Source organism: Pantoea sp. UBA5923 (genome assembly GCF_002431095.1).
GTDB classification, from domain to species: Bacteria; Pseudomonadota; Gammaproteobacteria; order Enterobacterales; family Enterobacteriaceae; genus Pantoea; species Pantoea piersonii.
Map to the genome: position 1 here is coordinate 80,708 of NZ_DJDN01000036.1, position 704 is coordinate 81,411.

Annotated in this window: 1 pseudogene; it reads left to right on the top strand. The window is 51.3% G+C overall.

The annotated features are described in order from the left end of the window. Nucleotides 1-402, top strand: a pseudogene (locus B3797_RS09445) (MFS transporter); the annotation flags it as partial. Between the last annotated feature and the right edge of the window lie 302 nt (nt 403-704).

The window sequence follows — 704 nt, forward strand, 5'->3', positions numbered from 1 at the left end:
GTCTACCTGCTGGGCGCGCTGCTGATTGTGCTGTCGATCGTGCCCTTTTTCCTCGCGCTGCAGCAAAACAGCTACTGGCTGACTCAGATCGCCATGATCGTGGCGCTGACGCTCGGTCACAGTATGTGTTACGCGCCTCAGGCCTCGTGGTTTCCGGAGCTGTTTCCGACCCATATACGCTGCAGCGGCATTGCCGTGATCTGGCAAATTGGCTCGTTAATCGGCAGCGGTCTTCTCGGTCTGGCCGCGGTAAAAATTTTGCAGGTCACGAATGGCCACTGGTATGGCCTGGCGATCTATGTCGGCGTGCTTGGCGTTATTTCTCTGGTGGGGCTGTTCCGTTTACCAGAGACCGCGCCAGGGCGGCGCGGCGAGGAATATCACCGCTGGCGGCAACGTTAACCCTCCTCTTTTCTCCCTGTTGCCGTCTTCGCGGACGGCAATCATTAATTCGCCACTTTCAGGCTTTCAGCGTGGCCTGGTGAACAACTCTCTGAAGCAAAAATGCTTTTTCGCCTAACAGGATCTGTTTTCAATGGCTAATGTATCCAGCAAACAGAATATTCATCAGATAAATTAAACAGTTAAAAACAGATTAAGCTTAACTGGCTTTTTCACTGTTTTTTTCAGCTGGCAGCGCGCAGCGTGACAGATGGTTATTCTGTGTTTTGAGGATAAATCGCAATATTCATATGGATATTGCA